Raw genomic sequence first — 25,803 nt, forward strand, 5'->3', positions numbered from 1 at the left:
AGGAGCACCGTGAAGGCCGACCCCGCCGTCCAGCGCAAGCTGCTCGAACTCGCGAAGGTGGACGCCGAACTTTCGCGTACCGCCCACCGTCGCCGCACCCTGCCGGAGATCGCCGAGATCGACGCGGGCGAGAAGACGGTGCGCGAACGACGTGACGCGCTGGTCTCGGTCCAGACCGCGGCGTCCGACCTCGACCGCGAGATCGCCCGGCAGGAAAAGGAGATCGAGTCGGTCCGCGCTCGCGGCGACCGCGACCGCAAGCTCCTCGAATCCGGTTCCGTCGCGGCGAAACAGATGACCGACATCGAGCACGAGCTGAACAGCCTCAACCGGCGCCAGGCCGCGCTCGAGGACGATCTGCTCGAACTGATGGAGCGCCGCGAGGCGCTCGAGCTCGACGCCCAGCGCACCAGCGCGGAGGTCGCGAAGGCCGAGAACGAGGTCGCCGAAGCCGTCCGCCGGCGCGACGAGCACTTCACCGACCTCGACATCACGAAGGCACGCCGCGACGAAGACCGCGCCAAGCTGCTGCCGCGGTTCCCCGAAGACCTGATGAAGCTCTACGAGCGGGTCCGGGCGCAGAAGGGCATCGGCGCGGCGCTGCTGCGGGCCCGCCGCTGCGGTGCCTGCCAGCTCGACATCGACCGCCGCGAGATCGCCGAGATCAAGGCCGCCCCCGAGGACAACGTCATCCAGTGCGAGAACTGCGGCGCCATCCTGGTGCGCACGCTGGAGTCCGGCCTGTGACCGACCGCGTGCTCGTCGAGGCCGACGGCGGCTCACGGGGCAACCCCGGCCCCGCCGGATACGGCGCGGTCGTCAAGGACGCGGCCACCGGTGAGGTGCTCGCCGAGCGCAAGGCGTACGTCGGCATCGCGACCAACAACGTCGCCGAGTACTCCGGCCTGATCGCCGGGCTCGCCGCGGCCGCCGAGCTCGGAGCGTCCACAGTGGACGTCCGGATGGACTCGAAGCTCGTGGTGGAGCAGATGTCCGGGCGCTGGAAGGTCAAGCACCCGGCGATGCGGCCGCTGAACGCCGAGGCCGCGGAGCTGGCCGCGCGCTTCTCGCGGGTGCGCTACGAGTGGATCCCGCGCGCGGAGAACTCCCACGCGGACGGGCTCGCGAACGAGGCGATGGACGCCGGGCGCGAGGCCACGCAGAAGCCAGAACCGCCGAAGAAGAACGTGAAGCAGGACAGGGTCAGCCCGGTCGGCTGGACCGGTGCGACCGGCACGCCGACCAAGCTGCTCCTCGTGCGGCACGGCCAGACGGCGATGTCGGTCGAGAAGCGGTACTCCGGCCGCGGTGACGTGCCCCTCACCGAGCACGGCGAACAGCAGGCGGCCGCCGCCGCGAAACGCCTCGGCGCGATGGAGGGCCTGGTCGTCGACGGCGAGGCCGCGCCCGTCATCGCCTCGCCGCTGATCCGCGCCCAGCAGACCGCGCAGGCGATCGCGGACGCGCTCGGCGGCCGGGTCGAGACCCATCCGGGGCTGATCGAGACCGATTTCGGCGACTGGGAAGGTCTTACCTTCACAGAGGCGATGGAGCGCGACCCCGAGTTCCAGACCGGCTGGCTTTCCGACACCTCGATCGCGGCGCCGGGCGGCGAAAGCTTCGACGGCGTCCACCGGCGGGTCCGCAAGGCCCGCGACGAACTGATCGCGAAGTACGGCGGGCGGACGCTCGTACTGGTCAGCCATGTCACGCCGATCAAGGCGCTGCTGCGGATGGGCCTGGACGCCGGGCCCTCGCTGCTGTTCCGCCTGCACCTGGACCTGGCGTCGCTTTCGATCGTCGAGTTCTACCCGGACGGCAACGCGTCGGTGCGGCTGGTGAACGACATCTCACATCTCGCCTAGGCGGGGAAGTGTGGCGCGGATCACGCCTGGATATGACGTGTCGCAGGCGGTCGATGGGGTAGTGGCTACAGTCTCGGCGACGGCACGGTGAGCGAAAAGGCGAAGACGGGGACATGACGGCGAGCGCACTCAGCGAAGCTTCCGAACAAGACGTGCCCGGCCCGGCGGAGACGCCGGCCCGTCGTGGCCTGGCCGCCCGCGTCGCGCCGTATCTGGCGGTACTCGCCGGTGTCGCGGCCCTGGCCTGGCACGCCACCCTCTACGGCCATTGGATCGTCGACGACGCGGCCATCACGTTCTCCTACGCGCGCAGCTTCGCCGACGGGCTCGGCCCGGTGCTGCAGCCGGGGCAGCCGTCGGTCGAGGGCTGGTCGAACTCGACGTGGCTGGTGGTGCTGGCGCTCGGCAAGCTCGTCGGCCTCTTCGACAGCGGAACGCTGTTCGGTTTCCCGGACTACGTCCTGTTCCCCAAGCTGCTGGGGCTGCTGTTCACGGCCGGGACGCTGGCCGCCTGCCACATCGTGGCGAAGCAGATCTTCGCGCGCTTCGCTTGGCTGGCGACGCTGGTCGTCGGGCTCACGCTGGCCGCGATCCCGTCGTTCGTCATCTGGACGATCTCCGGTCTGGAGAACTCCCTGTTCGGGATGGCCGTCGCCTGGCTCGCCGCACTGCTGTTCGTGGCCGTGCGCAAGGACACCGTGCTCACCGCGAAGGTCGCCATCTGGTCCGGGGTGCTGGTCGCGTTCGCCGCGCTGACCCGTCCCGAAGGCCTGATCTACGGCGGCGCGTACCCGCTCGTCGTCCTTTTCCAGCTGCGGAAGCCGCTGCTGGGGCAGAGCGTGAAGCTGGTCGTGGTGTCGGTGGTCGCGTTCGCGATCCCGTTCGGGGCGTACCTGGCCTGGCGGATCACGGAGTTCGGCAGGCTGCTGGCGAACCCGTCCATCGCGAAGGGGCAGGGCCTGCCCGGGCTATCGGCGCTGAAGCAGCCTTTCGAACTGGTCGGCTACGCGGGCGTCGCCGGGACGATCCTGTTGGCGCTGACCATCGGATACGCGCTGGTCCGCGCGGAGTGGCGGCGCAGCCTGATCGCGCTGCTGGTGCCGTTGGCACTGGGCATCGTCGCGTACGGCGTGATGGTTCCGGACTGGATGGGCCAGCACCGGTTCGCGACCCCGATCTGGATCCTCGCCGTGCTGGCGGGAACGCTGGCCGCCGGCGAACTGCTGCGCCGGTCGCGTGCGGTGCTCCGGACCGTCGTGGTGCTCGTGCTGGTCGCCGCCGCCATCCCGTCCGGGATGGGTTTCGCGTCGGCGTCGAAGAAGTTCCAAGAGGTCCCGACGGTGCCCGCCTGCCTCATCGCCGACCGCTTCGGCCGCGGCTTCAACACCATGGCCGACATCCTCGGCCTCCAGCAGGCGTCGCTGCTGCTGCCCGACCTCGGCGGCTCGTCGATGACCAGCCGCCTGCACCTGGTCGACATGGCCGGACTGGTCGAGGCGGACGTCGCGGACTTCCTCAAGAACGGCGACTTGCCGGGGCTGCGTGACTACGTGTTCGAGCAGGTCAAGCCGACCTTCATCCACTCGTGGGGGCCGTGGGCCGCGGGCAACGGCATCACCGTCGACCCGCGGATCGACCGTGACTACGAGCCGATCTTCGTGTACCCGGGCAGCGGGCCGCGCAACGGGGACTTCGTGCGCAAGGACGCCGTCTCCAGCCCGGAGAAACTGAAGGCCGTCCGGGAGTACGCGGCGAAGACCTTGCCGGACGTCGAGAAGGCGCGCTTCGGTGGCCCCCTCAAGGACTGCGGCCCGACCATGCACCCCGGCCAGACCGTCTACCTCCCTTAAGCGCTCGCAATTCGGCACCTGGTTGCGATCCTTGCCCGCGCAACGATCGCAACCAGAGGGCCGAATGAGGAAAAGGCGAGCGTGGCGTGCCACGAACCCGGTGCCCCGAGGCGCCTCGCTGTCGTGCTGGGCGGGGAGGGTTCCTGGCGAGACCGGAACGCTCGTCGACGATGGAGGAATCGGGACGCTCGACGTCCCGATTCCTCCATCGTCGAGCACCCGGCACGCGCTGAGCAGTCAACCCTCGTACCGGTAAAGGTGGCGTTTCGGGGTCTAGCCCGAAACCGCACTCACGGCCCCGGTGACCCGGGCAAGTCAGGCGTCACCGTCCGACAGAGCGTCCCTCACGGAGAGTCGAGAAGGACCACGTTTCCCGGGGCGACAGCAAAGGTCCCTTGCTCTCTTTCCGCAGGTCAGGGGGCGGAAGTGACCAGGGGTTCGGGAGTGGCGGCGCCTCGTTCCAGGTCCGCTTCCTTCGCCCGGATCACCGGAAGCACGTGCTTCCCGAAGTGCTCGACGTCCTCCAGGTAGTGCAGAAAGCCGAGCAGCAGCAGGTTCGCCCCGCGCTTCTTGTACTCGATGGCCCGGTCCGCGATCTGCTCCGGCGTGCCGATCAGCCCGGTGCGGAAGCCGTCGTTGTACTGCACCAGATCCTTGAACTCCGAGTCGGCCCACATCCCCTTTTTGTCCGAAGTGGAGCTTCCCGCCTGCTTGACGGCGTTGCGGAAGCCCTCGACGGCGTCCGAATTCGCCTTCTCGACGATCTCGCGCAGCACGGCCTTCGCCTCGCTCTCGGTCTCCCGCGCGATCACGAAGCCGTTGAGCCCGAAGCGGACGGCGTGGTCGTTCTGGGCCGCGTAGCCGCGGACCTCCGCGACCTGCTCGCTGAAGCCGTCGAAGTCCTTGCCGTTGCTGAAGTACCAGTCGGACACCCGGCCCGCGAGCTTGCGCGCCGCGGTGGAGTTGCCGCCCTGGAAGATCTCCGGATGCGGACGGCCGACCGGTTTGGGTTTGATGTCGAAATCGTGGATCCGGTAGAAATCGCCGGTGAATTCGGCGTGGTCGCTCGTCCAGAGTTCCTTCAGCACGCGAATGAACTCTTCCGAACGGCGGTATCGTTCATCGTGTTCCAGCCACGGTTCGCCGAGGTTGGTGAATTCGTCCTTGAACCAGCCGCTGACCACGTTGACCGCCGCGCGTCCGCCGGAGATCACGTCCGCGCTGGCGATGAACTTCGCGAGCACGCCGGGATGCCACAGTCCGGGGTGGATCGCCGCGATCACCTTCAGCCGCTGCGTCGCGAGCAGCAGCGCGAGGCTGAACCCGGTCGATTCGTGCTGGTAGGCGGCACCGTAGCTGGCCGTGTAGCGGACCTGGCTCAGCGCGTATTCGAACCCGCTGTTCTCCGCGAGGACGGCGAGCGCCCGGTTGTACTCGTAGCCCCAGTCGGTGCGCTGCTCGATGTCGCTCGTGACCAGACCGCCGCTCACATTGGGGACCCAATAGGCGAATTTGAGTGGTTCGGATTCGATTCCCGGCATGTCGCGGAGTGAACCCGCCGCCCCCGGAAACCGTCAATCACCGTCCACGCGGTGAGACCGGCCGAGCGCGGAACCGATTCGGGTCGTCCGGTGCGCTCAGTTTGCGGTATGCCCGGGCAAATGACCTCGACAGTCCGTCCGTCGTCCTCCATCGGACCACGAGTCGCGGAGCGGAACCTTGTCGAGCCACAGGAAGAAACGGAGCCGCCCGAGGCGCGATCGCGGTCGACCACGCTCGTCGTCGGCGCCGCGATGTGACGGCGGGCGGCAGAACCGGTGTCGCTGACGGCACAGGCCCCGGTCACCGAAGCCTCCCCGGACCGTGAGTGCCACCGCCGGCGTACGACTCATCGCCGTCTTCGTGACACGGATGAGGCGGCCCACTGGCACGCCGCTGGTGACCGGCATCGATCCGGCCCTCGCCGGCACCATCAACCGTCCCGAAGGCGCCGAACAGGCGACCCTGGCGAACCGCCCCCTCTACGAGTCCGCCGACGCGCACCCCGGCGAATGGATGTTCAGGGCACCGACCACCCCTGGGTTCGTCGTCAAACCCCACGGGCAACGCAACCTGAACTGCCAGTAGGATTCGCCGACGGACGAGTCGGCGGGGCGGCCGCGAGCCGGGAGACCGGTTCGAGGAAAGTCCGGACTCCACAGGGCAGGGTGGTTGTTAACGGCAACCCGGGGCGACCCGCGGGACAGTGCCACAGAAAACAGACCGCCTCCGTTCGCTTCGCGGGCGGAGGTAAGGGTGAAACGGTGGTGTAAGAGACCACCAGCGTCCTGGGTGACCAGGGCGGCTAGGTAAACCCCACCCGGAGCAAGGTCAAGAGGGAGCCGCGAGGCTCCTGCGCAGGCGATCGAGGGCTGCCCGCCCGAGCCTGCGGGTAGGCCGCTCGAGCCCGTCGGCGACGGCGGGCCTAGATGGATGGCCGCCACTCGCTCAGCCGCGAGGCGAGGCGAGGACAGGATCCGGCTTACACGCCGGCTCGTCCGTACCACCTTCGAGCGCCGAGGCGTGGCGTGAGGTTCGACGCTGGATCGAGCCTGCGCTCCGCCCAGCGGATGGAGGGCCCTTTCCTCGCATCGCAGGCGGGGAACGGGCCCTTCAGCCCCACCACCTTCTCCTTACTCTCCCGGCCGTCCGGTCCAGTGGATGGTGTCCGGGAACTCGAAATGGTCGCGCAGATGCCGGTCCTCGGCGCGGCCGTGCAGGGTGAACACGAAAGTCGAACCGTCCGGCCAGGTGAGGACGCGTTTGCGGAAGTCGATCTCGGGCGCTTGCGGTTTCCTGGCCTGCCAGAGGATCTCCGGCGGCGGTGCGTCGGCCGGGTCCCGGTAGGTCGAACCGGTGTCCACCACCGCGAGCGCGGACGGCGAGCACACCAGCCAGGGGCCGCTCGTCTTGCGAAGCCGGTCGGTCAGGCCGAGCACCAGCGCGTTCGCCGGGCCCTGCACGCGGATCTCCCGCTGGAACGGGTGACCTCCCTTGCCACCGCCGCTGCCCGCACCGTTCAGCAGCGCGAAGACGTAGACCGCCGCGCCGCCGATGCCACGGAACACGTTCCAGAAGAAGCGCCGGACGAGCCGCTTTCCCTTGACCGTGCCGTCCAGGCGCCTGCCGGGCACGTCGAAACCCGGATCGGTGTCGCCCAGCCGCAGCACGAGGACCGGCTCGCGCCACTGGCCGGCCATCAGTTCCTCGACCCGTTCCCGGAATCCGGGACGGACCAGGGCTTTCTCCGCCTTGTCCGCCATGCGCTCCTGGTGCGTGAACATCTTCCGCGCCGCCCGCTGCCGGGCATCGGTGGGAGCCTGGCCGGCGAACCCGCTCAGATGTCGAGGTTCCCCCGGGTCTCCTCCGGACTCTTGTCCCCGCCGATCTCGCTCTTGTCGAACCACGGCTCGTTCTCCCCCTCCGGCGTGACGGCTTCCTTGCCCTCGGTGTACGCGCCCTTCGCGGCCCCGATGCCTCCCTTGACGGCCGCGCCGGAGACCAGCGGGCGCGCGCCGACCGCGGTGCCGAACATCGTGGTGAGCGCCCGATTGCCCGGGGTCAGCGCCACCCCGGCGGTGTTCTCCAGGACGTCCAGCGAGAACTTCGACTCACCGGCGAAGGTCCCGATCCGGAACTTCCTCGTCGCTTCCACGACCTTGGTCGAGTATTTCGCAAGGTACTCGATGAAGGTGTCGAGCAGCTTGCCGAACTTGCCGAGATACTTGGTCACCTTCTGCAGCACGCCGGCGGCCTTGGCGATGGACGCGGTCATCGCGGCGGCGACCGAACTGCCGAAGCTGATCACCGACGCGGCCAGCGCGGGCAGCCAGATGGTGATCAGCCAGGAGATCAGCTCGGTGATGATGCCCTTGATCAACTCCTCGATGACCACCATGACCATCGACCACATCTGCAGCACTTCGGCCACCGATCCGGCGGCCGAGCCGATGCCGCGGATACCGGCGGAGAAGTCGCCCAGCGCCTCTTTCGCCGCCTTGCCGGCGTCGTCCACCCACTCGGCGAGCGCCGCGTCACCGGTCTTCTCGAAGTCCTCGGCGAGAGCAACGAAGCCGTTCGCGAGGGTCACGAAGTTCTCCGACGCGTGTCCGATGGCGGGGCCGTCGCCGGTGACCTGGTGCAAGGCGTCCTGCAGTGGCTGGACCAGTTCGAGCAGCATGTTCAGCCCGTGGCTGACCAGCCAGCCGATCGGGTCCATGGCGAAGGTGACCATGTCCGCGGCGGCCGCGCCGACGAACGCCGCCCCGTCTCCGACCAGCGCGGCACCCGCGGACGCCAGTTCGGCCGGGTCGTCCGCCTGGGCGGCCTGCTGGGCGTGCCCGGCGATCGACTTGCCCGACTTGTAGATCGTGCCCGCCACGGGCACGTGTCCCATCGCGCGATCGAGGTTCGCGCCCATGCTCTCGTCGTACGCCTGGACGTCGAGTCCGTCGGCGATGCTCGACCTTTCCTCGGTCATGTCCCCTACTTCCCGAGCGTTTCGTCGATGGTCGCCTCGTGCTTGCCGAACTCGACCTTTCCGGCTTCCTCGATGCCCCGGTACATCTCGGAGGCCTTGTTCAGCTTGGCGATGAACCCGTCGACGCCGTCCTTCATGTCGTTCATCAGCGAACGGAGTTCGCCGAGGCGGTCGGTGTAGCCCTGTTTGGCCCAGATCCCGACGATTCCCCACGCCTCGTCGGTCACGTCGGCGGCGTCGATCTTGGCGCCGAATTTCTCCGCTTCCTGCTCGTAATAGGGGAGTTGCTGGGCGTAGGCGGCGATCGCCGCGATGTTCGTCTCGATTCCCTTTGACATCGTGGGAGTCCCTCGGTCGGTTCGGTCAGCTGCGGCGGAGGAAGGAGCCGTCGTCGAAATAGTCGTCGTCGTCGCGCGGGGCGGGGCGGCGCGCCGGCCGGGATGGCTGCTGTTGCTGCTGTGACGCCGGTTCTTCCTCGGCGGTTCCGAACGCCTCGGCCTGTGCCTCGCGAACCCGCTCCGAGGTGTCGAGGCCGAACGCCTCCCCGAACGTGTCGTCCACGATCCCGGCCTGCTGCTGGGCGGCGCCGGCGACGGCCTGGCGCAGGGTGCTCATGATCACGGAGGACAGGTGGCCCGCTTCGAGGCGCATGGCACCCGCGCTGAGCCGGAGGTCGGTGACGGTGCCGCCCGCCCCGGCGACCACCGTGACCTCACCGGACGGGGAGGTCACGGTGGTTTCGAGCCGCGCGATCCGCTCCTGCATGTCGCCGACCTCGGCGAAGCGCGCCTCGGCGTGGCGCACCTTGGCCTGGAAATGCTCGAACTGGGCGATCAGTTGTTCCATCTGGGCGGACATCGTCGCTCCCCGTGCGCTGTGGTGATTCGTCGTCCGGACTATGACGCAGCCGAGCGGGTTCGGTTCCGCCTCGCCTCCGGGTGGTAGCAAAGGTCCCTTGCTCCCGCCGCGGGGTCCCACAGCTCCTTCGGACGCTGCACCACCTGCCTACTTGTCGGTAGGGTGCCCTCATGGGCGAAGCGAGTCGGGCCACGGGACGGTTCCGCGGGACGTTCGATGTACTGCATTCCCTCATCTACTTCGCACCCGAGACGGAAGCCGCGCTCACCGGTGCGGGCCTCCGGCCGGGACGGATGACCTACTTCGCGGGCCGCGCGGCGCCCATGGGCGCGGTGAGTTCCGCCGTGGTCGCGGCCACCTTCTGCAACTTCAACCCGGAGCTCGTCGCTCGTTACGTCCCGCGCGCGTGGACCCTGGCCGGGCCGGACAAAATCATCGAAGCCCGCTTCGAGGCCGTCGACGCGGCGCTGACCCGGCTGCTCGGCAAGGAGACTCTCGGCTCCGAAGAGATCGCTGAGGCGGCCGAGCTGGCCCGCGAGGCGACCGGGGGCTGCCAGGCCGACGGCCGGCCGCTCTACGCCGGGCACGCCGGTCTCGACTGGCCGAGCGAGCCGCATCTCGTGCTCTGGCACGCCATCACCCTCTTGCGCGAGCATCGCGGCGACGGGCACATCGCCGCGCTGGTCGTCGACGGTCTCGACGGGCTCGCCGCCCTCGTCACGCACACCGCCACCGGCAAGGGTTTCCTGCCCGCCGCGGCCAAGGCCTCCCGTGGCTGGAGCGACGAGCAGTGGGACGCCGCGGCCGCCAAGCTCCGCGAACGGGGCGTGCTGGACGCCGAGGGCGGTCTGACGGACGCCGGGAACGATCTTCGTGAGCGGCTCGAAGTCGCCACCAACGCGGCGTCGGCGGGGCCCTGGGAGCATCTCGGCGAGGAGAAGACCAAGCGGCTTCACGAGCTGTGCGGGCCGTTGAGTCGTAAGGCCGTCGAAGCCGGGGCTTTTCCCGCGAATGTGTTCTCTACGGGCAGATAATTACGCTATGTAGCGAAAATACCCTCCCTATTTTCGCTTTGGGTAACGGAAGTGTGACTTTCGCTTGATCGGCCCTCAGAATTTTTGTCGAATGCGTGTTCACCCGGCGGACTCGGGAGAAGCCGCCGAACGAGTCATGTCACACTGGTCGAGGCCCGATTCTCCGCGACCGATCCGTACTCACAGTGAGCAAGATGCCTCGCAACCGAGTGAGGCCGTCGGCACACTGCGAAATACGGGTGGCCGGGGTTAAACCAGACGACCCTTGCAACGATGATGGAGACCGAGGATGGTCGTGGTGCTGTGCCTCGCTCTGGCGAACTGTGGACGAATTGCCATCCACAGAGCGCGCTTTGACCACTACGCCTCGTGACGCCATGATGTTCGAAGCACCACCGAGCCAGAACCGCGCGAACCCCCTCTCCGCGCACCGGGAGTAATGCGATGATGACCATGACCACCCTCGACACGCTGGCCGCCGGCGAGCTCGGCACCGGCAACGTCCGCACCTGGCTGATCGACAACATCATCCCCCTGGTGCTGCTGGCCGTCGCGCTCCTCCTGCTGTGGCTGGGCGGCGGCAAGGGGGACAACGCCGGTGTCATGCGCCGGCTCGCCGGTGTCGTGATCGCGCTCGCGATCATCGGCCTCGCGGTGAGCGGCGCCGGAGTCAACGTGGGCCAGTGGATCGCCGGCCTCTTCACGGGCTGAGGCAGGGCCCGCGTTGCGTATCCGCACCGATGACGAGGTCTACCGGGTCGATGCCGTGTGGCTCGGCCCGCCGAAAGCGACTTTTCCCTGGAGAGCCCGCTACGTCGCGTGGCTCGTCGGTATCCCGGTCTTCCTGCTCGTGCTCACCGTCGAACGGTGGGCGGGCTGGAGCTTCGGGTTCTTCTCGACCGCATGGGCCTTCGTCGCCACAATCGTGATCACCAGGTTGATCACGTCCAAGATCAGTCACGAACGCCCTCTCGGCGCCGTGGCCGGGATGGCGGCGAAAGAGCTCAACACCCCCAGAGAACGGACCACGGGAACGGGCGGCGCGGCCAGCGCCTCCCGGGTCCGGGTACGGGCGAGCCGCCCGCTACCGAAGCATCGCAGGAGACGGCAGTACCAGCACCACGGCTACGGCGGCGGCGCCGGAGCTCAGGGAACACCACGAGCGCGTCGGAGCCGCCCTGCGGCTCGGGCCGGGAGGTAGTCGTTGTTCGGTCGCGGCGGAAGCCGAGGAAAACGTGATCGAGATCTGCGGCAAGGGGCCTGGAACCCGCCCCAGCAGGTCCGCTCCGCGCAACCCCAGAAGGCCGGCAAGGGGAGGCGGCTGCCCGGCGAGGCGGCGATACCGTCCTATACCCCGTCCATCGCGGCGCGAAGCATCGACGGGCACCTGTTACGCACCGGTTATGAGGTCTACGCCTGGTATCGGCTCGCGCCGCAGCGCTGGTCGTTCCGGTCGGATTCGCAGCGCCGCGACCTGATCGCGGCCATCGCCGGACAGTACGCGGAGTTCCAGGGCCGCTGGCTGCACCTGCGGGTGACCAACCGGCCGTACCCGATCCGCATGTGGGCCGAGGCCCACGTCCACAACGCCGTCGGCCGTCCCCAGGACGTCCAGGGCGCGCTGTCCTTCGACGACTACCTCATCGGCGAGCAGCAGCAGCTGATGGGCCGCTCGATGGCCGAAAAAGAGGTCTACCTGGGCATCCAGGTGCAGACGAGGCGGATGATCGACCGCGCGGTCGAGAGCGCCGCCCCGGTGCTGCGCAAGATCCTGCCCGAGGCCGTCGACGCCGAGCTGGCCGCGCTCGACTCCGAGGTCGAGCATCTCGACCAGGTGATCGGCTCGGCCGGCCTCGAAGGCCGTCCGGTGCACGCCGAGGAGATGTCCTGGCTGATGCACCGCTCGTGCTCGCTGGGCCTGCCCGCGCCGCGCAACATGCCCGCGGTCCCCGGCGCAGCCTGGGAGCCCGAGGATCTCGCCAGTTTCACCGACGCGGCGGATTTCCACGCCGAGCCGTACGCGCCGACGGTCACCGTCCGCGGGCGTACCGGGTCGAACGCCGGGGTTTCGCGGCATCTGGCCGTCCTCACCGTCGGCCAGATGCACGGTCTTCAGATCCCCGAGGTCGACGACCCGTGGATCCAGCACGCCGACCGGCTGCCCGCCGCGGTCGAGGTGTCCGCGCGGATCTACGTCCGGCGGCCCGAAGAGGTCGCCGGTGAGCTGCAACGCCAGATGAACAAGGTGCGTTCGCAGGTCAAGCACTACACCGACGAGCACGAACTGGAACCGCCGCAATCGCTGGCGCGCCAGGCGGGCCGGGTGCTGGAGATCGACGACGAGATGACGTCGGGCTTCACCGCGCTGGCGACCAGGGTGCGTTCCTGGTGGCGGCTGGCGGTGTCCGGGCCGACGGAGCGGGACGCGTTGCGCCTGGCCCAGCAGCTCCTCGACCTCTACAAGCCGAAGATCGCCGTCGAGCATCCCGAAGCCCAGTACGCGCTGGCCAGGGAGTTCATCCCCGGTGAGCCGCTGGCTTCGGCGGCGTACATGCGCCGCGGTTCGGTCGTGTGGGCGGCGTCGTCGGTGCCGACGGCGACGGCCGAGGTGGGCGACCGCCGCGGCATCCTGCTCGGCGAGACCGTGACCGCGACGCGGCGCCCGGTGGCCTGGGATCCGTGGATGGCGCAGGAGATCCGCGACGGCTCCGGCCTGACCGCGATGGTCGCCGGTCTCGGTGGCGGCAAGTCGTTCCTCGGCGGCGGCATCGTCTACAAGACGCTCCGCGCGGGCGCGCACTGGACGATCCTCGACCCGTCGGGCCCGCTGTCGCGTCTGTGCGATCTGCCCGAACTGCGGCCCTACGCGCGGAACATCAACCTGCTCAACGCGCAGCCCGGCATCCTCAACCCGTATCGCGTGGTCGCCGAGCCGCAGATCGAGCACTTCATGGACGAGGACGACCCCGAGCGGTCGTGGCGGCGGGAGAAGGCCCTCGCGGGCGCGACGCGCCGCCGTCTCGTGCTCGACGTCCTCACCGGCGTCCTGCCGTACGAGGTCTCGCGGATGGCGCAGACCCGGATCGTGCTGCTGCGTGCCGTCCGAGCGGTCGGCGGCCGGTTCGAAGCCGATCCGGGCCAGGTCATCGACGCGTTGCGCCGGGACTCCAGCGAGCACCACGAGCACGCCGTCGTCGTCGCGGACTTCCTCGACGAGATGCGCGAGCGGATGGCCCTGCTCATCCCGGAGACCGACGCGGACCCGTACGCCGAGACCCGCGACGACCGGATGACCGTGCTGACCATGGCGGGGCTGACCCTGCCCAAGGACGGCGTCCCGCGCGAGTACTGGACGGACGCGGAATCCCTCGGCGTCGAGATGCTGAACCTCGCCGCGTGGCTGACGCAGCGGTCGGTGTACGAAAAGCCCAAGGAACTGCGCAAGGGCGTCTGGATCGACGAGGCGTTCTTCCTCTCCGAAGTCCCGACCGGGCGCGTGCTGATGAACCGCTTCGCGCGTGACTCGCGTAAGTGGAACGTCCGGGTGCTGCTGTCCTCGCAGATCCCCGCGGACTTCCTGAAGATCCAGGGTTTCGTGGCCCTGCTCGACTCGGTGTTCGTCGGCCGTCTCGACGACGACGACGCCCAGGCCGACGCGCTGCGCCTGTTGAAGGTCCCGGTCGGCGTCGGCTACGAACAGGTCGTCGCCGCGCTGGGCCGCCGTCCCGGCTCGTCGCGCGATCTCCAGCGGGACGTCGAGCCCCGGCAGTTCATCTTCGGTGACGGCGCCGGCGGCGTGGAGCGGATCCGTGTCGACTTCTCCGGCCCGCATCTGGAGCACCTGCGCCGGGTCATGGACACCACGCCGGGTTCGCCCGACGCCAAACCGTCCAGGCGGGGCAGCGAACTCGCCGTCCCGGAGGAGAAGCAGTTCGTGGCCTCGCCGCCGGAGGAAGACGACTTCGAGGTCGAAGAGGACCTCGAGTTCGCGGCCGAACTCGAAGTCGGGCTGACCGAGGAGCAACTGCTCGGCGCCCCGGACCCGCTGGCGGCCGAGACCGGGGAAGTGCACGGCACCGTCCAAAATGGACACCTCACGAACGGGGAAAAGGGCGAGCAGCACGCGCGCGCCGGCAAGGGCGGCACCGGCAGGGACGCCGCATGAACACGGTGATCACGCTGGCGTGCGTGCTCGCGTTCGCCGCCGGCTGGCACGTGCTGCGCCGACGCCTCGAAGCGGGGCCGCGGCCCGGCAAGGCAAGACCCAGCCGCCGCGCCACGATGTTCGTCGTCATGCTGATCCTGGGCCTCCAGGCCGTGGCGACCGCTCCGGCGGCTTCGGCCGCCGCCTGTGGTGAGGCGCCGAACCCGGAACGGCCCGGCGCGGGCATGGTCGGCGCCCTCGACCCACCCGCGACGGCGCGCGGTGAAGGCGGCAGCCCGTACAACGTCTACGGGTACGCGGGCCACGTCTGGGACACGTTCGAAACCGACTGCGGCCCGCTGGCCGGTATCACCTCGCCGAACTCGACGATCGACACCTGGGCGGGCAACCAGCTGTTCAACATCGGCAAGAACATCGTCGGTGCCACGAACTCGCTGCACTACACCGTGCTGCAGGGCAGTCTGCTCAGCCCGCTGTACAACGCCGTCAAGGCCGGGGCCGAGAAGGTCTACAACAACATCTACGCCCAGTTGTTCGGCCTCGCCGCGCTGATCATGTCCATCATGCTGTTCCGCAACATCTGGCGCGGCGACCTCGCGGCGGTCAGCAAACGGGCGCTGTACGGGCTCGCCGCGGTCTGGCTGGCGGCCTCTTCCCTGGCGCTGCTGCGTTTCCTCGATCCGATCGACAACGCGATCGTGCAGACCACCACCAACATCCAGGCCGGCTTCATCGACGAGCCCAAGACGCCGCCGCCGAGCCAGCCGCCGCCGCCCTCGGCGCAGCCTTGTCAGGCGACCCCGGAGGCCGTCGCGGCTCGCCAGCCGTGGGACCGGGTCCCGACCGAACTGCACTGCCGGGTCGTCTACGACAACTGGCTTCGCGGGGAGTTCGGCAGCCCGGATTCGCCGCAGGCCGTCCAGTACGGCCCGGCCCTCCTGGACGCGCGCGCCTTCACCTGGGGCCAGATCCAGCAGGGCGGGGACGCGGACGCCGCGCTGGTCGACGCCAAGAAGGCGGCGTTCAAGGACATCTCCACCAAACTCGGCCCGGCGACGGGCTATTTCACGGGTGAGGACGGCAGCCGCGTCGGCGCCGGTTTCCTTTCCCTCGGCCAGGGAATCTTCTACTCGCTGTTCCAGTTGCTGGCCAAGGCCACGGTGCTGCTCGCGCAGGTGCTGATCAGGATCTTCGTCCTGACGGCCCCGCTGATCGGGCTGATCGCGCTGCTCCAGCCGCAGATCATGCAGCGCATTCTCAAGGTCGTCGGCGCGGTCGCCTTCAACCTCCTGGTGCTTTCCGTGCTGGCCGGCGTGCACACGCTCTTGCTCGAGGCGATCTTCACCGCGGGGAACTCGCTTTCCCTGCTGACGAAGATGGCGCTCGCGGGCATCATCACCGTGCTGCTGTTCATGATCGGCCGCCCCGTGCGGCGGCTGTGGCAGATGGTCGAGATGTCCGTCGGCATGGTCGGCGGCGCGGTGCCTTCGCCACGGGGCGGCCTCTTCTCCCGCTTCCGCAAGAAGAACGACGAACAGACTCCGCAGGACGCGTTCTGGCAGAACGTCCGCGACACCGACGACGTCGTCGACGGCGAACTCCGCGGTCCCGTGGGCGCGACGGTCGGCGGTGGGCGGTTCCGGCCCGAGGCGACGATCTTCGCCAGCTCCCAGCGGCTCGACAACGGTTCCGGCGCGATCCGGCCCGCGGCGGCCTGGTCGGGAGCGCCGTGGCCCGGTGCCGTCGGCGGTGGTGGCGGTATGCCCGCCCTTCCCGCCGGTGGCGGCGGAAGCGTCCCGGTGTTCGGCCAGTACAACCCGGCCGCGGGCAATCCGGGCGACTCCATGTTCACCTCCGGCGGGCGGAGCCCGATCCAGGTACCGAGCCGCCGGGTCGACACCTCACCGGTCGCCGACCGGCGCTGGAGCGACGAACCGGAGCCGGTCGTGGTGCCGTCGCGGATGAACTCCGCGGGCGGCGGCTACACCATCCCCGATCACTCGGGAGCCGTGCCGGTGCAGCCGGGGCCCGCCGAGGCACAGACACCGCGTCCGCGCCGCGTCGACCCGGAAGTGGTCGCGGGCAAGCCGGTCTACGTGCTGTACCGGCCTTCGCGCGGGCTCGAAGTCCGCGAGGAGGTCCGCGACACGGACCACGCAGTGGGCCGGTGACCCATGCCGATCCGGACCAACCGCGGGCGCACCGCGGTCTACCGCAGACTCTGGGGCTGGCCGCTGCGCTCGCCCCGCCACCTCGTCGGCACGCTGGTGATCCTCGCGGTGCTGCTCACCGCGCTGGGCATCCTGTTGCCGAAGACCGTCGGAAAACCGGGACAGACGGCCGGCGGGCCGGGGGCTTCGGCGACAGCCGGTTCGCGTACCGGCGTCGCGGCGCCGGTGACCGTGACGTCGACGCTGCCGCCGAGGATCACCACCCGGCCGCCGCCGTCTTCCGCGCCGATCGACCAGGACGGGGTCCGGGTCGCCAAGGAGTGGGTGACGGCATGGGCGAACCATCCCGACGGCACGACGACCGAGCGGTGGCTGGCCGGACTGAAGCCGTACACCACCGAGGAGTACCTCGCCGGGGAACTGACGACGGTGGATCCCGCCAACATCACCGCGACGAGGGTGTCCGGGGAGCCGCAGGTCGCGTCCTCGGTCACCGGATCGATGGAGGTCGACGTGCCCACGGACGGGCCCAAGGTCCGGGTCACCGTCGTCAAGACGAACCCGGGATGGCGGGTCACCAAGTACACCCAAGCGGGCTGATCCGATGAAGATCGGGATCATCGTCGGGGTGCTGATCACCGCGGTCTTCGCCGCGGTGATGACCACGAGCAAGGTCACCGAAGTGGTGACCGACCACATGGAGGCCCAGGCGGGCGGCGTCGTCAAGACCTCCTGCGACGCGTCGATCGGGCCGACCCTGCCCGGGCAGGTCGATCGCGGTTCTTCGGACGTGAACAAACTCGACGAAGAGCAGAAGGGGATCGTCGCGCTGATCATCTCGATCGGCAAGCAGCGGACGCTGTCCCCGCGGGCGTGGCAGGTGGCGATCCAGGCCGGGATGACCGAGTCCAAGCTGCGCAACCTGACCTACGGCGACCGCGACTCGCTCGGCATCTTCCAGATGCGGCCGTCGATGGGCTGGGGCACCGTCGCGCAGGTCACCGATCCGCCGTATCAGGTCAACAAGTTCTACGACGTGCTGCTCGCGGTGCCGGACTGGGAGAACATGCGGCCCGGTGACGCCGCGCAGCGGGTGGAGCGGTCCGGCTTCCCCGACCGGTACCACAACTGGGAGCCGATGGCGGCCCTTCTCGTGCAGGACGAGGGCCAGATCGTCGACGTCGTCGGCTGCGGTTCGAGCGTCGGCAGCGTGGTGCCGCCGAGCCAGGCCGCCGCGCAGGCCATCAAGTTCGCGCTCGCCGAGCAGGGCAAGCCGTACGTCTGGGGCGCCACCGGGCCGAACAGCTACGACTGTTCCGGGCTGATGCTGCGGGCCTACGAATCCGCCGGGATCATCCTGCCGCGGGTCTCACGGGATCAGTACAAGGCGGGCGCGATGCTGCCGGTCCGTGAGGCGCAGCCGGGGGACCTGCTGTTCCTCGCCACCGTGCCGTCGAATCCGGCGACCATCCACCACGTGATGATGTACCTGGGCGAGGGCAAGATCGTCGAGGCGCAGCAGACCGGGGTGCCGGTGCACATCCGGGACTTCTCCTTCGACGAGGCCGAAGTGGTCGCGCAGGCGGTCCGTCCTGGCGTTTAGCATGGTGGACGCGTGGTATCGCGATCGCGGGACCATCGGATCCACCCGAAGTGGCGGCCTGTCCACCGGCAAGCGGCCGCACACTGGCAGAGGATGAAGCACGTGGCACGGAAATTCGGAAGGCGAGGCAAGCCCGCGGCGGCCAACGGCCCGGAGGTCGATCCCCGCGATCTTTTCGGTACCGCACAACCCGCCAGGCACGCGGCCCGGCCGGCGTCGAGCACGCCGCTGGCCGACCAGCTGAACCAGGGCTGGCCGGGTGTCGACTCCGGTTACGTCGTGTTGCCGCGTTCGCTGGCCGAGGGGATGTCACTGCCCTGGCAGCAGCAGATGGCCGCCCTGCTGGCCCAGTTCCATCACGAGAACGCGCGCCTGTCCTGGCCGATCTACCGCGTCGTCCCGTCGCGCTACGAAAAGCTCGTCGACCTCGACGAGGAACAGTTGGCGGAGGCCGGCTACCTGGTCGAGATGGACACCGAAGGCGAGATGATCTACCGCGAGCGCAGCGGCCGGAAGGTCGAAGACCCGGCGAACACCACGGTGCTCGTCTCGTGCCTCGACCCGATCCCGAAGCCCGCGCAACGTCAGGCGCCCCCGCCGCCTTCGCAGGCCGCGCCGCCCGCGACCGGGCAGCCACCGCGCGCCCCGGCGCCGATGAACATCGGACCCGCACCGGTGTGGCGCACGGTCGCCCCGTCCGTGCCGCCCGCCCCTCCTGCTCCTCCGGCCGGTGGGCCGGTGCCGCCCGCTCCGCCCGTTTCGTCCGGTGGGGCGCCGTTGGCGGGTGGCCAGGCGGCCCCTCCGGCCCAGCCCTCGCCTGCCGGGCCTCCCGCTTTGCCTCAGCCCACCCGGACGCAGCCCCCGGCGACGAACCAGACGTCCGCGCCCTCGCCTCCGCCGACGACCGCGCCTCCGGCCACACCGGAAGCGCAGCCCGCCGCGCCTTCCCCAGCCGAACCGGAGCCGCCGGTCACGACCCCGCCGTCGTCCGCGATCGCTCCTCCTCTGCCGCAACCGGCGTCACCCGCTTCGCCGCCGCAGGGCGTCCCTGTCGCGCCGGACCCCGCGACCCCGCCGCGTGGCATCCCGATGAACCGCGGCTGGTTCGACGAGCTCGCCGAGAACGTGCCGGAAAGCTCGAAGGTGGACCAGCTCGAGAACACCGAGTTCGGTCCGACCGGTGACCCGACGGAGATCCCGTACCGCTATCGCAAGTGATGACAGGACGTCCGGGTGCTGTCAGGCTGGACGTATGTCGAGCGACCCGAACCCGGATCAAGGCTGGTACTTCAACACCAAGACGAATCAGGTCGAGCACCTGGAACGAGGCCGGAGCGTCGATCTCCTGGGCCCGTACCCGGACGAGGCGACGGCCCGGCGCGCCCTGGACATCGCCAGGGAACGCACGCGGCAGGCCGACGCCGAAGACGCCGAATGGAACGCTGACTGATCCACGTGAGTGGGCCCGTGAAGGCCCCCTTCCTTGCGCCAGGCGCAAGGAAGGGGGCCTTCAGGTACCTCGGGCGGCAAGAAACCGGCGGCATGATCACGATCAACGGAGGGTCGGGAACACTCAAGCGACAGCAAGGTCCCTTGCTCCCTTTCCGGCTGAATCGGCAGGTCAGGCGTCTTGCCGCGCCAAAGCCGGGCCCAGCACGAACTCCGGGTCCACCTGGGCCGTGAGGTCCTCGCCGGCCCGACCGCTGCCCCACGCCCGCGCGTTGCGAAGGTGGAACTCGACGCCTTGCCGCTGGTAGCGCGCCCAGTCGCGCTGCTCGCCGTCGACGGTCGCGAGCATCGAGTCCAGCGTCGCGAGGTTGTGCGGCTCGAGTTCGCCGATGGGGCGCGCGCGGCCGCGTTCGGCGGCGCGGACATGCCGCGAGTTCTCCATCCAGCCCAGCAGGGCGTCGCCGACCTCTTCGCGCAGGAATTCGATGTCCTCGTCCTCGGTGACCTTGTTGCCCACGACGACCAGCCGTACGCCGAAGTCGCGCGCGTAGTCGGCGTACTGCCGGTACACGCCGACGCTGCGGACGGTCGGTTCGCACACCAGGAACGTCACGTCGAATCGCGTGAACAGGCCGGACGCGAACGCGTCGGCGCCGGCGGTCATGTCCATGACCACGTATTCGCCCGCGTCGTCGATCAGGTGGTTCAGCAGCAGTTCCGCCGCGCCGACCTTCGAGTGGTAGCAAGCGACACCGAGGTCGTCTTCGTCGAACTGCCCGGTGACGCCGAGCCGCACGCCGCCGAACTCGCGGAAGCACGCCTGGAAGATCGGGTTGTCCTCGAACGGCCGGACCAGCCGCGACCCGCGCCCCGGCGGGGTCGTCTTGATCATCGAGGCCGCGTCGGCGATCCGCGGATTGTCGCCGCGCAGGTATTCCTTGATCAGGCCCATGTTGTCGCCCAGCGTCGGCCACGCGATGGCCTCTTCCTCGCTCGCGCCGAGCGCGACGGCGAGGTGCTGGTTGATGTCCGCGTCGATCGCCATCACGGGTTTCCCGCCGCCGGCCAGGTACGCGGTGAACAGCGACGCCAGCGTGGTCTTCCCGCTGCCGCCCTTCCCGACGAACGCGATCTTCACGCCACAGCCCTTCCTGTCGTCTTGAAAAAGGTATCGGTTTTCATTTCGGCTCGTAACGTACACCCGACCGGCTCGCACCCGAACGGGCGATCGACCGCGCCGGATCGGGATAGGGTTGGGTGGTGCCTCCACTCGTGATCAGGACACACGCGGCAGGAGGGGACTTCGGTCACCTTCGAGCCGAGTTCGCGCTGCCGGAGTCGTTCGGGCCCGACGTGCTCGCCGAGGCGGAGGCGGCGGTCGTCGATCCGCTCGAGTCGGCGGGGGAACGCGAGGACGCCACCGGTCTGCCCTTCGTCACCATCGATCCACCCGGTGCCAAGGACCTCGACCAGGCGGTGCTGATCGAGCGCGTCGAGGGCGGCGGGTTCCGCGTCCACTACGCGATCGCCGATCTGGCCGCGTTCATCCCGCCGGGTGGCGCGCTCGACAAGGAGGCGCGCCGCCGGGGGCAGACGCTCTACCTGCCCGACGGGAACGTCCCGCTGCACCCGCCGGTGCTGTCCGAGGGCGCGGCGAGCCTGCTGCCGTGGGAGACCCGGCCCGCGGTGTTGTGGACCATCGACGTCGACGCGGGCGGCGAGCCGACGGCGACCAACGTCCGCCGCGCGCTGGTCCGCTCAGGCGAACAGTTCGACTACGAGACCGTTCAGGCCTCGATCGACGCGGGTGATCCGCATCCGTCGGTCGCCGCCCTGCCGGAGTTGGGCCGCCTTCGCCGCGAGCTCGCGATCCGGCGCGGCGCGGTCGAACTGCAGTTGCCGGAGCAGGAGATCAGCGGCGACCCCGACGGCGGCTGGGCGCTGATCCAGCGGCCCCGCAACGACGTCGACGCGTGGAACGCCGAGATCTCCCTCCTCACCGGCATGGCCGCGGCCAAGATCATGATCGGCGCCGGGATCGGCGTCCTGCGCACGTTGCCCCAGCCCGACGCCGAAGCGGTCGAATGGCTGCGCCGGTCCGCGCAGGCGCTGAACATCGACTGGCCCGAGGACAAGAGCGTGTCGGAGTTCCTGGCCGCGCTCGACCCCGGCCAACCCGCCTCCATGGCGCTCTTCGCCGACACCACCAGGCTGTTGCGCGGCGCCGGGTACACCGCGTTCGACGGCGAACTGCCCGCTTTGACCACGCACGCCGGGATCGGTGGCGCGTACGCCCACGTCACCGCGCCGATCCGGCGGCTGGTCGACCGGTTCGCCACGGAGATCTGCCTCGCCGTGAGCGCCGGCCGCGAAGTTCCCGAGTGGGTCCGCGCGGCGCTTTCCGAGGTACCGGAGCAGATGACCGCGTCCGACACGCTGGCGGCGAAGGTCGAACGCGCCTGCATCGATCAGGTCGAGTCGTGGGTCATGGCCGAGCACATCGGCGAGGAGTTCGACGCGATCGTGCTGCGGGCCGAAGAGACCAAATCGGAGATCCTAATCGAGAATCCGCCGGTGATGGGCAAATGCGCGGGCGCGAAACCGCCAGAAGGCGAGCGGATCCGGGTCCGGCTCACGGCGGTGGACGTCGACAAGCGGAAACTGTCCTTCGAGCGCGCATGATCGACGATCTCGGCGAAGTGGTCCCCCTGCGTGAACCGGCATCGCGGGTGGTGTCGCTCGTGCCGTCGCTGACCGAGGCCGTCGAGGTGAGCGCGCCGGGGAGGCTCGCGGGCGCCACGGACTACTGCACCCACCCGGTCGAGCTGGACGTCCCGAGGGTGGGCGGCTCGAAGTACCCGAACGTGGACAAGGTGCTCGAACTCGAGCCGGATCTGGTGCTGGCCAACTCCGAGGAGAATCGGCCGGAGGACGTGGAACGCTTGCGTGCCGACGGGATTCCGGTCTGGGTGATGGAGGCGTCGGCGACGGTGCCCGGCGCGCTCGCCTCGATCAGGCGGCTCCTGACGCAGGCCTACGACCTCGCCGAGCCGGAATGGCTGGTCGAGGCCGAAGAGATCTGGCGGGAAACGCTGCCGGAGCGGTTCCGGGCGGTCGTGCCGGTCTGGCGGAAGCCGTGGATCGTGCTCGGGAGGGACACCTTCGGCGGCGACGTCCTGCATCGCGTCGGGGTCGGCAACGTCTACGCGGACCACGAAGAGCGCTACCCGCGTCCGAAGCTCGACGAGCTCCAAGCACGCTTCGCGGCCGGAGACGCGGACCTGCTCGTACTGCCCGACGAGCCCTACGAGTTCACCGACGACGACGGTCCCGAAGCGTTCCCCGGCACGAAGTACGCCCTGGTCTCCGGGCGCTATTTGACCTGGTACGGCCCTTCGCTCGTCGAAGCCCACGCCCACCTCACGCAACTCGGCACCGGGTTGCGATAGTTCGCGCACCGAACCATCGCAACCAGGCGCCGAATTGCGAGGGGGATCAGAGAGTCAGGCCGGTCAGGACGGTGACGCGTTCTTCGGTGAAGTCCGCCATCGCCGACGCGGGGCCCTCGCGGCCGACGCCGGAGTCCTTCACGCCGCCGTAGGGCATCTGGTCCGCCCGGAAGCTCGGCACGTCGCCGACGAGGACACCGCCGACACGCAGCTTCGCGGACACGTCGAACGCCGTCGGCAGGTCACGCGTGAACACGCCCGCTTGCAGGCCGAAGCGCGAGTCGTTGATCCGGCGCACCCCGTCGTCCACCGAGTCCACGCGCGTGATCGACACGACCGGTCCGAACACCTCGTCGGCCATCACCGACGCGTTCTCCGGCACGTTCGCGAGCACGGTCGGCTCGACGGTCGCGCCTTCGCGCTTCCCGCCGGTCAGCAGCTCGCCACCCGCGTCGACTGCCGCCGCGACCCAGGCCTCGACACGCTCGGCGGCGGCGGTGTTGATCAGCGGCCCGACGTCCACGCCGTCCGTCCGCGGGTTGCCGGTCCCGAGTGCCCGCACCTGCTCCAGCACCTTCGCCTGAAGCTCGTCGTAGACGTCGGCGTGCGCGTACACGCGCTGCACCGAGATGCACGACTGGCCGGCCTGGTACATCGCGAACGTCGCGATGCGCTGCGCCGCGAAGTCCAAATCCGTCCAATCAGGACAGACGAGCACCGCCGCGTTGCCACCGAGTTCGAGCGCGACGTGCTTGCGCGGCACGCTGTCCCGGATGCCCCAGCCCACCGGAACGGAACCGGTGAACGACACGACCGGCAGCCGCGGATCCGAAACCAGCTTGGCCGATTCCTCGTTGCTCACCGGGAGGATCGACCAGCTCCTGGCGGGCAGCTCGGTCCCGGCGAGGATCTCGCCGAGCAGCAACGCGGTCAGCGGCGTCGCGGGCGCGGGCTTGAGCACGATCGGCGCGCCGACCGCGATCGCCGGAGCCACCTTGTGCGCCACCAGGTTCAGCGGGAAGTTGAACGGCGTGATGCCCAGTACCGGTCCCTTCGGCACGCGGCGGACCAGCGCGAGCCGCCCGGTGCCACCCGGGTCGGTGTCGAGCCGCTGCAGGTCACCGGAGAACCGGCGGGCCTCCTCGGCGGCCCAGCGGAACGTCGACGCCGCGCGCCCGACCTCGCCGCGCGCCCACTTCAGCGGCTTGCCCGATTCGGCGGTGATCAGCTGCGCCAACTCTTCGGACCGTTCACCCAGAACTCGGGACACATGGTCCAACGCGCCCGCCCGGACATGCGCGGGCAGCGTCGCGAACTCGTCGGAGACGTCGTGCGCCGCCTGCACGGCGGTCTCGATGTCCGAAGCGGACGGAACATGGTGCGACCCGGCCTCGCTTCCGTCGAAGGAGTGACGGACGACGACGGTCTCACCGCTGGTGACCGGTTTCCCGGCCACAAAGAAAGGAAAGGTGGTCACTTGGCTGCCTCCGTGCGGACGGCGTGCTCGAGAACGGTCAGGCCCTCGTCGAGCAGTTGGGTGGACAGGGACAGCGGCGGCAGCAGGCGGACGACGTTGCCGTAGGTGCCGCAGGTGAGGACGACGACGCCTGCCTGGTGGCAGGCCCGCGCGATCCGTTTGGTCAGGTCGGCGTCGGGTTCGGTGGTGCCCGGCTTCACGAACTCGGCGGCCAGCATGGCGCCGCGGCCGCGGACGTCGCCGATCACGCCGGTCTCCCCGGCCAACGCGCGCAGCCGCGGCAGCACCGTGTCTTCGATGCGCTTCGCCGACGCCGCGAGGTTTTCCTGGCGCATGACCTCGATCGAACCGAGTGCCGCGGCACACGCGATCGGGTTGCCGCCGTAGGTGCCGCCGAGCCCGCCCGGCGGGACGGCGTCGAGCAGTTCCGCGCGGCCGGTGACGGCGGCGAGCGGCAGGCCGCCCGCGATGCCCTTGGCGGTGGCGATCAGGTCGGGCACGACGTCTTCGTGCGTGGACGCGAACCATTCGCCGGTGCGGCAGAAGCCGGTCTGCACCTCGTCGGCGACGAACACGACACCGTTTTCGGTGCACCAGCGGGAAAGCGCGGGCAGGAAACCGGGAGCGGGCTCGATGAAGCCGCCTTCACCCTGCACCGGTTCCAGCACGACGGCCGCGACCTGGTCGCCGCCGATCTGCTTTTCGATGCGGTCGATGGCGATCCGTGCCGCTTCGGGACCGGACAGCCCGTCGCGGTACGGGTACGAGCCGGGCACGCGGTAGATCTCGGGCGCGAACGGGCCGAAACCGTGTTTGTAGGGGATGGATTTCGCGGTCAGCGCCATCGTCAGGTTGGTGCGGCCGTGGTAGGCGTGGTCGAACACGACGACGGCCTGACGCCCGGTCGCGGCGCGGGCGATCTTCACGGCGTTCTCGACGGCTTCGGCGCCGGAGTTGAACAGCACCGAACGCTTCTCGTGGGTGCCCGGCGTCAGCTTGTCGAGTGCTTCGCACACCTCGACGTATCCCTCGTACGGCGTGACCATGAAACACGTGTGCGTGAACCGGCCGGCCTGCTCGCGGACGCGGTCCACGACGGCGGGCGCGGCGTGGCCGACATTGGTCACCGCGATGCCGGAACCGAAGTCGATCAGGACGTTGCCGTCGGCGTCGGTGAGCAGGCCGCCCTCGGCGGAGGTGACGAAGACGGGCAGTACCGAACTCACCCCCGCGGCGACGACGGCGGCGCGTCGCTCCTGCAGGGCCCGCGAGGCGGGGCCGGGGATCTCGGTGCGCAGCCTGCGCTGGGTTTCGGTGGTGACGGTCACGGCCGGGCTCCTGCGGACACGAGGGACGGGGTCGC

The 25,803-nt window shown here is 69.6% G+C and carries 23 protein-coding genes and 1 other RNA gene; 16 read left to right on the forward strand and 8 right to left on the reverse strand.

Features of this window, described 5'->3' with window-relative positions:
- The first annotated feature begins 9 nt into the window (after positions 1-9).
- The 3 genes from P3102_RS05450 to P3102_RS05460 all read left to right on the forward strand — a co-directional run bounded on the left by P3102_RS05450 (position 10) and on the right by P3102_RS05460 (position 3,715).
- A complete protein-coding gene (locus P3102_RS05450; protein WP_276367051.1) occupies positions 10-747 on the forward strand; it encodes a C4-type zinc ribbon domain-containing protein in 738 nt (245 codons plus the stop codon).
- Positions 744-1,865, forward strand: coding sequence for a bifunctional RNase H/acid phosphatase (locus tag P3102_RS05455; protein WP_276367052.1), 1,122 nt, complete (start codon positions 744-746; stop codon positions 1,863-1,865). Before P3102_RS05450 ends, P3102_RS05455 begins: the two co-directional genes overlap by 4 nt.
- Before the next feature lie 113 nt (positions 1,866-1,978).
- Complete coding sequence (locus P3102_RS05460; protein WP_276367054.1) at positions 1,979-3,715, forward strand: hypothetical protein; 1,737 nt, start codon at positions 1,979-1,981, stop codon at positions 3,713-3,715.
- A 413-nt stretch (positions 3,716-4,128) separates the two neighbouring features.
- Here the strand turns inward: P3102_RS05460 and sfnG are convergent, their stop codons facing one another.
- Positions 4,129-5,256, reverse strand: a complete 1,128-nt coding sequence (gene sfnG, locus P3102_RS05465; RefSeq protein WP_276367057.1) for a dimethylsulfone monooxygenase SfnG — start codon at positions 5,254-5,256, stop codon at positions 4,129-4,131.
- Positions 5,257-5,626: 370 nt separating this feature from the next.
- On the opposite strand from sfnG, the gene P3102_RS05470 reads away from it, so the two are divergent.
- Both P3102_RS05470 and rnpB read left to right on the forward strand, forming a co-directional pair.
- On the forward strand, positions 5,627-5,842 hold the full coding sequence (locus P3102_RS05470) for a hypothetical protein (protein ID WP_276367058.1): 216 nt from the start codon (positions 5,627-5,629) through the stop codon (positions 5,840-5,842).
- 14 nt (positions 5,843-5,856) lie between these two features.
- Positions 5,857-6,255: RNase P RNA component class A (gene rnpB, locus P3102_RS05475), an RNA gene on the forward strand.
- Positions 6,256-6,387: 132 nt separating this feature from the next.
- Here the strand turns inward: rnpB and P3102_RS05480 are convergent.
- The 4 genes from P3102_RS05480 to P3102_RS05495 are packed head-to-tail and all read right to left on the reverse strand — an operon-like array spanning position 6,388 to position 9,092.
- Positions 6,388-7,038, reverse strand: coding sequence for a hypothetical protein (locus tag P3102_RS05480; protein WP_276367060.1), 651 nt, complete (start codon positions 7,036-7,038; stop codon positions 6,388-6,390).
- A gap of 53 nt (positions 7,039-7,091) precedes the next feature.
- Positions 7,092-8,234, reverse strand: a complete 1,143-nt coding sequence (locus P3102_RS05485; RefSeq protein WP_276367061.1) for a hypothetical protein — start codon at positions 8,232-8,234, stop codon at positions 7,092-7,094.
- 5 nt (positions 8,235-8,239) lie between these two features.
- Entirely contained in the window at positions 8,240-8,572 is a 333-nt protein-coding gene (locus P3102_RS05490; RefSeq protein ID WP_276367063.1) for a hypothetical protein, read from the reverse strand.
- Positions 8,573-8,597: 25 nt separating this feature from the next.
- A complete protein-coding gene (locus P3102_RS05495; protein ID WP_276367064.1) occupies positions 8,598-9,092 on the reverse strand; it encodes a YbaB/EbfC family nucleoid-associated protein in 495 nt (164 codons plus the stop codon).
- A gap of 170 nt (positions 9,093-9,262) precedes the next feature.
- Between P3102_RS05495 and P3102_RS05500 the strand changes: the two genes are divergently transcribed.
- From P3102_RS05500 to P3102_RS05540, 9 genes are all read left to right on the forward strand, one after another.
- On the forward strand, positions 9,263-10,126 hold the full coding sequence (locus P3102_RS05500; protein WP_276367066.1) for a hypothetical protein: 864 nt from the start codon (positions 9,263-9,265) through the stop codon (positions 10,124-10,126).
- Between the two features lie 444 nt (positions 10,127-10,570).
- Positions 10,571-10,837 carry a hypothetical protein gene (locus P3102_RS05505; RefSeq protein ID WP_007035338.1) on the forward strand — a complete coding sequence of 89 codons (267 nt, stop codon included), beginning with the start codon at positions 10,571-10,573 and terminating at the stop codon, positions 10,835-10,837.
- A 13-nt stretch (positions 10,838-10,850) separates the two neighbouring features.
- Positions 10,851-11,327 carry a hypothetical protein gene (locus tag P3102_RS05510; RefSeq protein WP_276367068.1) on the forward strand — a complete coding sequence of 159 codons (477 nt, stop codon included), beginning with the start codon at positions 10,851-10,853 and terminating at the stop codon, positions 11,325-11,327.
- Between the two features lie 3 nt (positions 11,328-11,330).
- Positions 11,331-14,291: an ATP-binding protein gene (locus tag P3102_RS05515; protein ID WP_276367070.1), complete on the forward strand. Its 2,961-nt coding sequence runs from the start codon at positions 11,331-11,333 to the stop codon at positions 14,289-14,291.
- Complete coding sequence (locus tag P3102_RS05520) at positions 14,288-16,462, forward strand: magnesium transporter (protein WP_276367072.1); 2,175 nt, start codon at positions 14,288-14,290, stop codon at positions 16,460-16,462. Before P3102_RS05515 ends, P3102_RS05520 begins: the two co-directional genes overlap by 4 nt.
- A gap of 3 nt (positions 16,463-16,465) precedes the next feature.
- On the forward strand, positions 16,466-17,062 hold the full coding sequence (locus P3102_RS05525; RefSeq protein WP_276367073.1) for a hypothetical protein: 597 nt from the start codon (positions 16,466-16,468) through the stop codon (positions 17,060-17,062).
- Between the two features lie 4 nt (positions 17,063-17,066).
- Positions 17,067-18,065 (forward strand): C40 family peptidase, encoded by a 999-nt coding sequence (locus P3102_RS05530; RefSeq protein ID WP_276367075.1) that lies wholly within the window; start codon positions 17,067-17,069, stop codon positions 18,063-18,065.
- A 93-nt stretch (positions 18,066-18,158) separates the two neighbouring features.
- The gene (locus P3102_RS05535; protein WP_276367077.1) at positions 18,159-19,283 is read left to right on the forward strand and encodes a hypothetical protein; all 1,125 of its coding nucleotides are present in this window, start codon (positions 18,159-18,161) and stop codon (positions 19,281-19,283) included.
- Positions 19,284-19,317: 34 nt separating this feature from the next.
- Positions 19,318-19,515 carry a hypothetical protein gene (locus P3102_RS05540; protein WP_276367078.1) on the forward strand — a complete coding sequence of 66 codons (198 nt, stop codon included), beginning with the start codon at positions 19,318-19,320 and terminating at the stop codon, positions 19,513-19,515.
- 171 nt (positions 19,516-19,686) lie between these two features.
- On the opposite strand, the gene P3102_RS05545 is transcribed toward P3102_RS05540, so the two are convergent.
- Positions 19,687-20,652, reverse strand: coding sequence for an ATP-binding protein (locus P3102_RS05545; protein WP_276367080.1), 966 nt, complete (start codon positions 20,650-20,652; stop codon positions 19,687-19,689).
- Positions 20,653-20,786: 134 nt separating this feature from the next.
- Between P3102_RS05545 and P3102_RS05550 the strand changes: the two genes are divergently transcribed.
- Together P3102_RS05550 and P3102_RS05555 are read left to right on the forward strand one after the other, a co-directional pair.
- Positions 20,787-22,196, forward strand: coding sequence for an RNB domain-containing ribonuclease (locus tag P3102_RS05550; protein WP_276370996.1), 1,410 nt, complete (start codon positions 20,787-20,789; stop codon positions 22,194-22,196).
- Positions 22,193-22,963: a helical backbone metal receptor gene (locus P3102_RS05555; protein WP_276367081.1), complete on the forward strand. Its 771-nt coding sequence runs from the start codon at positions 22,193-22,195 to the stop codon at positions 22,961-22,963. The genes P3102_RS05550 and P3102_RS05555 overlap by 4 nt, the downstream gene beginning before the upstream one ends.
- A gap of 46 nt (positions 22,964-23,009) precedes the next feature.
- Here the strand turns inward: P3102_RS05555 and P3102_RS05560 are convergent, their stop codons facing one another.
- A complete protein-coding gene (locus tag P3102_RS05560; RefSeq protein ID WP_276367083.1) occupies positions 23,010-24,440 on the reverse strand; it encodes an aldehyde dehydrogenase family protein in 1,431 nt (476 codons plus the stop codon).
- On the reverse strand, positions 24,437-25,768 hold the full coding sequence (gabT, locus tag P3102_RS05565; protein WP_276367085.1) for a 4-aminobutyrate--2-oxoglutarate transaminase: 1,332 nt from the start codon (positions 25,766-25,768) through the stop codon (positions 24,437-24,439). Before gabT ends, P3102_RS05560 begins: the two co-directional genes overlap by 4 nt.
- Between the last annotated feature and the right edge of the window lie 35 nt (positions 25,769-25,803).

The sequence above is a fragment of the Amycolatopsis sp. QT-25 genome (assembly GCF_029369745.1).
In the GTDB taxonomy this organism is placed as follows: Bacteria; Actinomycetota; Actinomycetes; order Mycobacteriales; family Pseudonocardiaceae; genus Amycolatopsis.

What these genes read in the sequence shown, in the direction of transcription:
- P3102_RS05460 (WP_276367054.1), top strand. Translation starts at nt 1,979, where the DNA reads ATGACGGCGAGCGCACTCAGCGAAGCTTCCGAACAAGACGTGCCCGGC.
- sfnG (WP_276367057.1), bottom strand. Translation starts at nt 5,256, where the DNA reads ATGCCGGGAATCGAATCCGAACCACTCAAATTCGCCTATTGGGTCCCC.
- P3102_RS05470 (WP_276367058.1), top strand. Translation starts at nt 5,627, where the DNA reads ATGAGGCGGCCCACTGGCACGCCGCTGGTGACCGGCATCGATCCGGCC.
- P3102_RS05480 (WP_276367060.1), bottom strand. Translation starts at nt 7,038, where the DNA reads ATGTTCACGCACCAGGAGCGCATGGCGGACAAGGCGGAGAAAGCCCTG.
- P3102_RS05485 (WP_276367061.1), bottom strand. Translation starts at nt 8,234, where the DNA reads ATGACCGAGGAAAGGTCGAGCATCGCCGACGGACTCGACGTCCAGGCG.
- P3102_RS05490 (WP_276367063.1), bottom strand. Translation starts at nt 8,572, where the DNA reads ATGTCAAAGGGAATCGAGACGAACATCGCGGCGATCGCCGCCTACGCC.
- P3102_RS05495 (WP_276367064.1), bottom strand. Translation starts at nt 9,092, where the DNA reads ATGTCCGCCCAGATGGAACAACTGATCGCCCAGTTCGAGCATTTCCAG.
- P3102_RS05500 (WP_276367066.1), top strand. Translation starts at nt 9,263, where the DNA reads ATGGGCGAAGCGAGTCGGGCCACGGGACGGTTCCGCGGGACGTTCGAT.
- P3102_RS05505 (WP_007035338.1), top strand. Translation starts at nt 10,571, where the DNA reads ATGATGACCATGACCACCCTCGACACGCTGGCCGCCGGCGAGCTCGGC.
- P3102_RS05520 (WP_276367072.1), top strand. Translation starts at nt 14,288, where the DNA reads ATGAACACGGTGATCACGCTGGCGTGCGTGCTCGCGTTCGCCGCCGGC.
- P3102_RS05525 (WP_276367073.1), top strand. Translation starts at nt 16,466, where the DNA reads ATGCCGATCCGGACCAACCGCGGGCGCACCGCGGTCTACCGCAGACTC.
- P3102_RS05530 (WP_276367075.1), top strand. Translation starts at nt 17,067, where the DNA reads ATGAAGATCGGGATCATCGTCGGGGTGCTGATCACCGCGGTCTTCGCC.
- P3102_RS05535 (WP_276367077.1), top strand. Translation starts at nt 18,159, where the DNA reads ATGAAGCACGTGGCACGGAAATTCGGAAGGCGAGGCAAGCCCGCGGCG.
- P3102_RS05540 (WP_276367078.1), top strand. Translation starts at nt 19,318, where the DNA reads ATGTCGAGCGACCCGAACCCGGATCAAGGCTGGTACTTCAACACCAAG.
- P3102_RS05555 (WP_276367081.1), top strand. Translation starts at nt 22,193, where the DNA reads ATGATCGACGATCTCGGCGAAGTGGTCCCCCTGCGTGAACCGGCATCG.